This is a genomic window from Nonomuraea insulae (assembly GCF_042656245.1).
Map to the genome: position 1 here is coordinate 62841 of NZ_JBHSPA010000113.1, position 7247 is coordinate 70087.

General features: G+C 71.7%; 8 protein-coding genes. 4 read left to right on the top strand and 4 right to left on the bottom strand.

Annotation, left to right across the window (positions count from 1 at the left end):
• Positions 1 to 187, top strand: a 187-nt coding sequence (locus ACFPZ3_RS63190) for an FCD domain-containing protein (RefSeq protein WP_379524033.1), incomplete at its 5' end; no start/stop codon positions are given.
• 140 nt (positions 188 to 327) lie between these two features.
• On the opposite strand, the gene ACFPZ3_RS63195 is transcribed toward ACFPZ3_RS63190, so the two are convergent.
• Together ACFPZ3_RS63195 and ACFPZ3_RS63200 are read right to left on the bottom strand one after the other, a co-directional pair.
• Positions 328 to 1155: an SAM-dependent methyltransferase gene (locus tag ACFPZ3_RS63195; protein WP_379524034.1), complete on the bottom strand. Its 828-nt coding sequence runs from the start codon at positions 1153 to 1155 to the stop codon at positions 328 to 330.
• A gap of 4 nt (positions 1156 to 1159) precedes the next feature.
• Positions 1160 to 2005: a Scr1 family TA system antitoxin-like transcriptional regulator gene (locus tag ACFPZ3_RS63200; protein ID WP_379524035.1), complete on the bottom strand. Its 846-nt coding sequence runs from the start codon at positions 2003 to 2005 to the stop codon at positions 1160 to 1162.
• 135 nt (positions 2006 to 2140) lie between these two features.
• Here ACFPZ3_RS63200 and ACFPZ3_RS63205 point away from each other — a divergent pair, with 135 nt between their 5' ends.
• Together ACFPZ3_RS63205 and ACFPZ3_RS63210 are read left to right on the top strand one after the other, a co-directional pair.
• On the top strand, positions 2141 to 2857 hold the full coding sequence (locus ACFPZ3_RS63205; protein ID WP_379524036.1) for a hypothetical protein: 717 nt from the start codon (positions 2141 to 2143) through the stop codon (positions 2855 to 2857).
• Positions 2858 to 2921: 64 nt separating this feature from the next.
• The gene (locus ACFPZ3_RS63210) at positions 2922 to 3662 is read left to right on the top strand and encodes a GntR family transcriptional regulator (protein ID WP_379524037.1); all 741 of its coding nucleotides are present in this window, start codon (positions 2922 to 2924) and stop codon (positions 3660 to 3662) included.
• On the opposite strand, the gene ACFPZ3_RS63215 is transcribed toward ACFPZ3_RS63210, so the two are convergent.
• Positions 3606 to 4253 (bottom strand): DedA family protein, encoded by a 648-nt coding sequence (locus tag ACFPZ3_RS63215; protein ID WP_379524038.1) that lies wholly within the window; start codon positions 4251 to 4253, stop codon positions 3606 to 3608. The two genes, ACFPZ3_RS63210 and ACFPZ3_RS63215, sit on opposite strands and share 57 nt — an antisense overlap.
• Positions 4254 to 4279: 26 nt before the next feature.
• Positions 4280 to 4978, bottom strand: a complete 699-nt coding sequence (locus tag ACFPZ3_RS63220) for a hypothetical protein (protein WP_379524039.1) — start codon at positions 4976 to 4978, stop codon at positions 4280 to 4282.
• 237 nt (positions 4979 to 5215) lie between these two features.
• On the opposite strand from ACFPZ3_RS63220, the gene ACFPZ3_RS63225 reads away from it, so the two are divergent.
• Positions 5216 to 7135, top strand: coding sequence for a glycoside hydrolase family 127 protein (locus ACFPZ3_RS63225; protein ID WP_379524040.1), 1920 nt, complete (start codon positions 5216 to 5218; stop codon positions 7133 to 7135).
• Positions 7136 to 7247: the final 112 nt, after the last annotated feature.

The window sequence follows — 7247 nt, forward strand, 5'->3', positions numbered from 1 at the left end:
GTCGGTGCGCAACAGCTTCCCGGTGCCCGCCGAGGCGTCGTTGTGGCTGGACGCGACACAGGTCCAGATCCAGCTGGCGGCGCACGAGGGCATCCTGGCCGCCCTGGAGTCCGGCGACGCGGAAGCGGCGGAACACATCATGATCGACCACGTCCGCCGCGCCGGCGCCTACCGCCGGCACACCTGACCGCGGCCACGACCGACCCTGAGCACCACCGACCCCAGGCACGACACGACCGCGGGCACGACCGACCCCGGGCACGACCGACCGCCGACACGACCGACCGCCGACACGACTGGCCGCGGGCACGACCCGGCCGCCGCGATCTACCTGACGCGGGCGACCCCGGCCAGCCACGCCGTGCGCTCGGGCGCGCCGGCGGGCTCGTCGCCGTCGGGACGCCACTGAGGGACCCACACCAGCCCGGGTTCCAGTAGGTCCATCTCGTCGAACAGGCCCAGCACCTGCTCCCTGCGCCGGAAGTGCACGGTCAGCCCCAGCTCCCGGATGGCCGCCGCGACCGCCGGACGCAGGTCCTCGGGGTAGCCGTCCATGCTGAGCGCGGTCAGCCACAGATGGCTGCCCGCCGCCATGGCCCGGCGCAGCGCCACGATCCAGCCGGTGTCCGCGGCGGGGATCTCGTGGACCGACAACACGCCCACCGCCACCGGCTCGGCCCAGTCCACGAACGTCCGCACCACGGGGTGGTCCACCACGGAGACGGGATCGGCGAGGTCGCACCCGACGATCCTGACCTTGTCGCTGCCCTTGCCGGTGATCGCGTAGGCATGGGCCAGCATGTACGGATCCTGCTCCGCGTACACCACCCTGGCCGGCGGGAAGACCGCGTGGATGCTCTCGTGGGCCTGCGAGGTGCTCGGCAGCCCGGTCCCGTACAGGACGAACTGGTCCACCCCCCGCCCGGCCAGGTGCCGCACCACCCGGTGCACGTGGCGGTGGTGCGCGACGAGCGCGCCCGCGGGGTCGGCGCCGAGCCGCTCGGCCAGGGCCAGTGCCTCGCGGTCGGCGGTGAAGTTCTGTTTGCCGCCCTGCGCGGCGTCGTACATGCGGGCACTGCTCACCCCGGCGAGGTACGCGACCGGACTGTCGTCTATGGGCACCTGGTGACCTCCGTCCCGATCGACCAGGTTCATCCTGTCAGGAGGGAAGCGTGGAGCGTAGCCCGTCCAGCACGTCACTCGTGGCGTCGACCGGGTACGCCGACAACGACAGGCGCGCGAACGCCTGCTGGTGCTCCTCCACCCGCCGCCGATCCTCCACCACGATCGGCGCGTGCAGCAGGTGCAGCACCAGCACGTCGGGCCGGTCCCGCTCGGGGAAGCGCAGCAGCGTGAACGGCGGCCCCTGGTAGAGGTAGCCTGTCTCGGCGACGGGCCGGGAGATCTGCACGGCGATGTGCGGCTGCTTGGCGGCCAGGGTGAGCGCGTCGATCTGGGCGAGGCGGTCCTCGGGCCTGGCCAGCGGCGGGTCGAGCAGCGACGGCCGGTCGATCACGGCCCACAGGTGCGGCCCCCGGTGCCGGTCGAGCACCCGCTGCCGGACCGCGACCAGCCCGGCCGCGCGGACGGCGCCCTCGTGACCGGGTCCCTCATGGTGGGCAGGGCTCACGGCCACGGCGGCGGACAGCGCGTACGCCTGGGTCTGGAGCAGCGGGGGCACCTGCCCCGGGCCGTAGGTGTAGATCACCTGCGCCTGGTCCTCAAGCTCCACGAACGCCGACAACCCCAGCGGCACGCCGGGGGCGTCGTACCAGCCGGGCACCCGCTCCTCCCGCAACAACGACAGCAGCCGCGGCGTGTGCTCGCCCTCGCCGTAGAGCTCCAGCAGGGTGCGCACGGTGCCCTCGCGCGGCGCCACGAGCCCGTGCTCGATGCGGAAGATCGTGGAGGTGTTGAGCCCGGCGGCCTGCGCGGCGGACTTCATGGACAGCCCGCACCCGGCCCGCAGCGAGGAGAGCCGGGCCGCCACAACGCTTAACTGCATACGTCTGTCACAGGCATCGATGACAAAGGTCAGCGTTTACACCTGGTCTATTGCAACGGAGTGACGGGTGATGCACGATGCCACTCTAGTGCTCTGACACGCAATGCATATGCCAATCGGAAAGGCCGGAAGACTGTGGCGGACGCCTGGATCCTGCATCCCGACTACCGGACTCCCCCGGCCCCCGCCGACCTCGATCTCCCTCCAGGATCGTGGCGCCACCCCGAGGGGGGCCAGATCATGAACGGCACCTACGAGCGCCCCCTCCCCAAGCTCCGGGTCGAGGTGGTGACCGTCTGGTTCGGCTACGCGCTCAGCCACTGGCGCGGCCCCCGCATGCCGCGCTTCAGCAGCCCGATGGTATCGGCCTGGAACCCGGTGCTGGCCCAGGGCCTGACCGTCGATCCGCGTTCGCCGGCGCCCTACCGCGACGAGTGGTGGTGCGACCGGTGGATCGCCGAGGCCCTGCTGTATGGGCGCAAACCGTACGGGGCCTTCACCCTGCCCACCGAGGAGGCGCTGCGCTGGTTCGCCAAGAGCGGCGGCACGAACCTGGTCTACCACGCGCAGGCGGACGGCGACCTGGTGCGGGTGGTGTCGGGCACGTCGGAGCGGTACGCGCAGCTCTTCGACCTCGACGCGCTGATCGCCGACTACCGGGAGGCGCTGCCCCGCGACCTGGCGGACAAGGAGGCGGCGGCCCTGGACGCGCACCGGCCCCTGTCCCCCGCCCTGCACTACGTGCTGGGCGAGGACGCCGAGACGCTCTTCACGCGGGCCCCCCTGTCGGTGCGCGGCCTCACCCTCGGCTACCCGCCCCGCGAGACGGCGGCCCGCATAGCCGCCCAGTGAGCGCGCGCGGGACCGGCGTCGCGACATTTGTCTGGACATTCTGACCTCGGTTAAGCTGATCAGCATGACCCGCGACCTCGCCATCGACCTGGACCGATCCAGCCCAGTGCCGCTTTATTTCCAGGTGGCCGAGCAGATCGCCGAGGCGATCCGGCGAGGTGATCTGACCCCCGGCTCGCGGCTGGACAACGAGATCCTGCTGGCCGACAAGCTCGGCCTGTCGCGGCCCACGATCCGGCAGGCGATCCAGTATCTGGTGGACAAGGGCCTGCTGGTGCGCAAGCGCGGCGTCGGCACGCAGGTGGTGCACGGCCAGGTCAAGCGCTCGGTCGAGCTGACCAGCCTCTACGACGACCTGCGCAGGTCGGGGCAGGAGCCGGCCACGCAGGTGCTGGCCCTGGAGTCGCGGCCGGTGGAGGAGGGGATCGCCGGCATCCTGGGCGTGGAGCCGGACGCGCAGATCCTCTACCTGGAGCGCCTGCGCTTCGCGGCCGGCGAGCCGCTGGCGGTGCTGCACAACTGGCTGCCGCTGGGCCTGGCCCAGCTCACCCCGGCCGACCTCGAGAGCCGCGGCCTGTATGAGTTGCTGCGCGGCGCGGGCGTGCGGATGCGGGTGGCCAACCAGCGCATCGGCGCCAGGGCGGCGACCCAGGCGGAGGCCCGGCTGCTGGACGAGCGCAGGGGCGCGCCGCTGCTGACGATGATCCGCACCACCTACGACGACCAGGGCAGGGCCGTCGAGCACGGCTCACATGTCTACCGGGCCTCGCACTATTCCCTTGAGGTCACCCTCATCGAGCGCTGAGGCGGCCCTGCGCCTGAGGTAGAGCGTGGTGGCGATGCCGAACACGACGGCGACGGCGAGCGCGGCCCAGGAGAAGTTCTTCAGCCACTTCTCCGCGACGAGCCCGAGCGAGAAGACCACCGCGGTGGTGCCGCCCGCCCACACGATCCCGCCGAGCACGTTGGCCACGGCGAATCTCCAGTAGGGCATGCGCAGCGCCCCCGCCAGCGGCCCGGCCAGGATGCGCAGCAACGCGACGAACCGGCCGACGAAGACCGCCCACATGCCGAACCGCCGGAAGTAGTCTTCGGCCTTGCCCACGTGCCGCGGCCCGAAGTGCCGGGGGAAGCGGCGGCCGAGGCGGGCGAACATGGGCGCGCCGCCCTTGCGTCCGACGGCGTATCCGGCGGAGTCGCCGACGATGGCGCCCGCGCTCGCGCACGCCCCCACCCAGACCGGGTCCACCACACCCTTGGAGGCCAGGATGGCGGCGCTGACCAGGACGATCTCTCCGGGCAGCGGAATGCCGAGGCTCTCGAACCCGATCACGAACGCGACCGTCGCGTAGAGCCACCCGGCGGGGATCACCTGCAGCCACTCGTCGATGTGCACCCAGGCAAGCCTAGCCCCGTTGAGGCTCAGTCGAGGTCGCCGGTCTCCATGTAGATCTCTCTGACCACCTCGACCCGGGCGGTGAAGCGGTGCTCCCCGGTACGCGAGACGCCCAGGTCGAACATCCCGTCCATGGTGTCGCCCGCCACGAGCCGCCGCCGGGAGGCGTCCGGCCGGTCGAAGGTCACCGGCACGGGCCGCTCGAACCCCTCGCCCGGCGGGACCATCCGGACGGCGAGAACCTGGTCGAAGTCGGGCCTGGCGGTGATCTCGTGCGCGAGGTGCAGCCCGCCGGGCCGGCCGAAGCACAGGTAGGTCAGCGTGCGCCGCTCGTCGTGGCGCAGCGTGGGGTCGAGCCGCTCGAAGTGGATCACGCGGACGACGCGCGCGGTGACGTCCTCGGCGATCGGCACACCGCCGCGTTCGAAGTGCCCGCGTACGACGGTGCCCTTGACGGAGGTCCTGGCGGGGCCGCCGCCGGCCGGGTCGAGTTCGAGGATGTCGAACGGCTCGGGCACGAAGGTGTGGACGCCGTCGGCCGCCGCCTTCAGGTCGCTCCGCACGGCCTCCCGCACGTCGCCGCGGAAGTCGACCTCCATGAGCGCCTGGAAGCGGTGCGCCGGATGCCGGAACATCGGCAGGTGCGAGAAGTAGAGCGGGTCCTCGCCGAACAGCAACATCCCGTGGACGTTGAACGTCTCCGGATGGTCGTCGTGGTCGTGCATGGTGGCCTCCGAATCGCCTGGACACCGCCAGTAGAGCGGGCCGGCCGGCTGAGCGCCTGAGTAACGGCTACTCAGGTTCCCCCGGCGTCCGCCACCTGGGCCGGTGCCCGCCCGTCGATGGCCGGGGCCAGCATTCCGGACTGGTTACGTTCGTTTTACGGACACGTACAACCCTTGGCAACACACCTTCCGGACACCTAAGGTTCAGTGCAATGCCACACATTACTGGGAAGGTCCATGACGTCTAAGCAGGTCAAGCCGCCGGCCGGCGCCGTACGCACGGCCGCCGGGGTCGTACGGCCGCTGCCGGGAGTGCACATCACAGGTGGTCTGCTCCACCACTGGCAGCATCGCAACGGCACGGCCACGATCCCGCACACCATCGAGCAGCTGCGCGAGGCGGGCAACGTCGCCAACCTGGGCCGCCTCCTTGAGCGGGACCCGGCCCCCTACCGCGGCCGCTACCCCTTCCTGGACACCGATCTGTACAAGACCCTCGAAGGGCTGGCGTACGAGCTGGGCGAGGGCCGCGCCGCAGAACCGGTGCGGGAGTTCTACGAGGAGGTCGTCGGCCTCCTGGAGAAGGTCCAGGCCGGGGACGGCTACCTCAACTCCTTCTTCCAGGACCCGGCGGCCACGAAGAAGCCGTGGCAGGACCTGGCCTGGGGCCACGAGCTGTACAATCTGGGCCACCTCATCCAGGCCGCCGTCGCCGCCTCGCGCCGGATGGGCGACGACCGGCTGCTGCGCGTGGCGGCCCGTTTCGCGGACCTGGCGGTGGAGCGCTTCGCCGACGGGGGCGTGTGCGGTCACCCCGAGGTGGAGATGGCGCTGGTCGAGCTGTTCAGGGAGACGGGCGTGCGCGCCTACCTCGACCTGGCCGGCGCCTTCGTGGACCGGCGCGGCTCGGGGCAGCTCAAGCACAGCATCTTCCCCGGCGACTACTTCCAGGACCACGTGCCCTTGCGCGAGCTGCCGTCGGTGACGGGGCACGCGGTGCGCATGGCGTACCTGGCGGCGGGGGCGGCCGACGTCTCCCTGGAGACCGGCGACCGGTCGTTGTCCGAGGCGCTGGAGCGGCTCTGGGACGACATGGTGGCGAGCAAGCTGTACATCACGGGCGGGCTGGGCAGCCGGCACTCCGACGAGGCCATCGGCGACCGCTACGAGCTGCCGTCCGAGCGCGCCTACAGCGAGACCTGCGCGGCCATCGCCGTCATGCAGTGGGCCTGGCGGATGTTTTTGTCCTCCGGCGGCGCCAAGTACCTCGACGTGTTCGAGCGCGTGCTCTACAACGCCTACGCCGTGGGCCTGTCGGAGGACGGCAGGGCGTTCTTCTACGACAACCCGCTGCAGCGCCGCCCCGACCACGAGCAGCGCAGTGGCGCCGAGTCGGGCGGAGAGCCGCTGCGCCGCGCCTGGTTCGTCTGTCCGTGCTGCCCGCCGAACATCGTGCGGTGGATGGCCCAGCTCGCCGACTATGTGGCGGCCGAGCGGGACGGCGCCCTGCTGATCGCCGCCTACACTCCGGCCCGGATCGAGTCGGCGGAGCTGGACCTGGCGATGGAGACGGCCTACCCGTGGGACGGCGACGTGCGGCTCACGGTCGGGCGCGCGCCGCGGGAGCCGTACCGGCTGGTGCTGCGCGTCCCCGGCTGGGCGCGCGAGGCCGCCGTCACCGTCAACGGCGAACCCTGGGACGCCGAGCCCGCCGACGGCTGGCTGACGGTCGAACGCCGCTGGGCGGCGGGCGACGAGGTACGGCTCACGCTGCCGATGCCGGTCAGGGCGCACGGCTCCCATCCCTACCTCGACGCCACCAGGGGCGCGGCCAGTGTGGCCCGCGGCCCGCTGGTCTACTGCGTCGAGCAGCAGGACAGCCCGGAAGCCGCGGTCGATGACCTGGTGATCGGCGCGGCCGACATTGTTAACGCGAACATCGGGCGGCGTGACGGCACCGTCGTGCTCGGTGTCGCGGCCCGCACAGCTCCCCCGCCCTCCGCGGAGCTCTACCCCGAGCTTCCGCTGGAGCAGGCGCTCCCCGAGGCGACGGTCACCGCGACCTTCGTCCCGTACTTCCTATGGGGCAACCGCGGCCCCGAAGCCATGAGGGTCTGGGTGAGAACCCCGGCGACCAACGGAAAGAAGGCGACATGAGGAGATCGGCGGCGCTCACGAGCGTCACCATGACCGCTGTGCTGGCGCTCACCGCGTGCGGTGGCGGCGGGGGCGGAGGCGGCGCGGGACCCGCCGGCGGCGCGCCACCCGG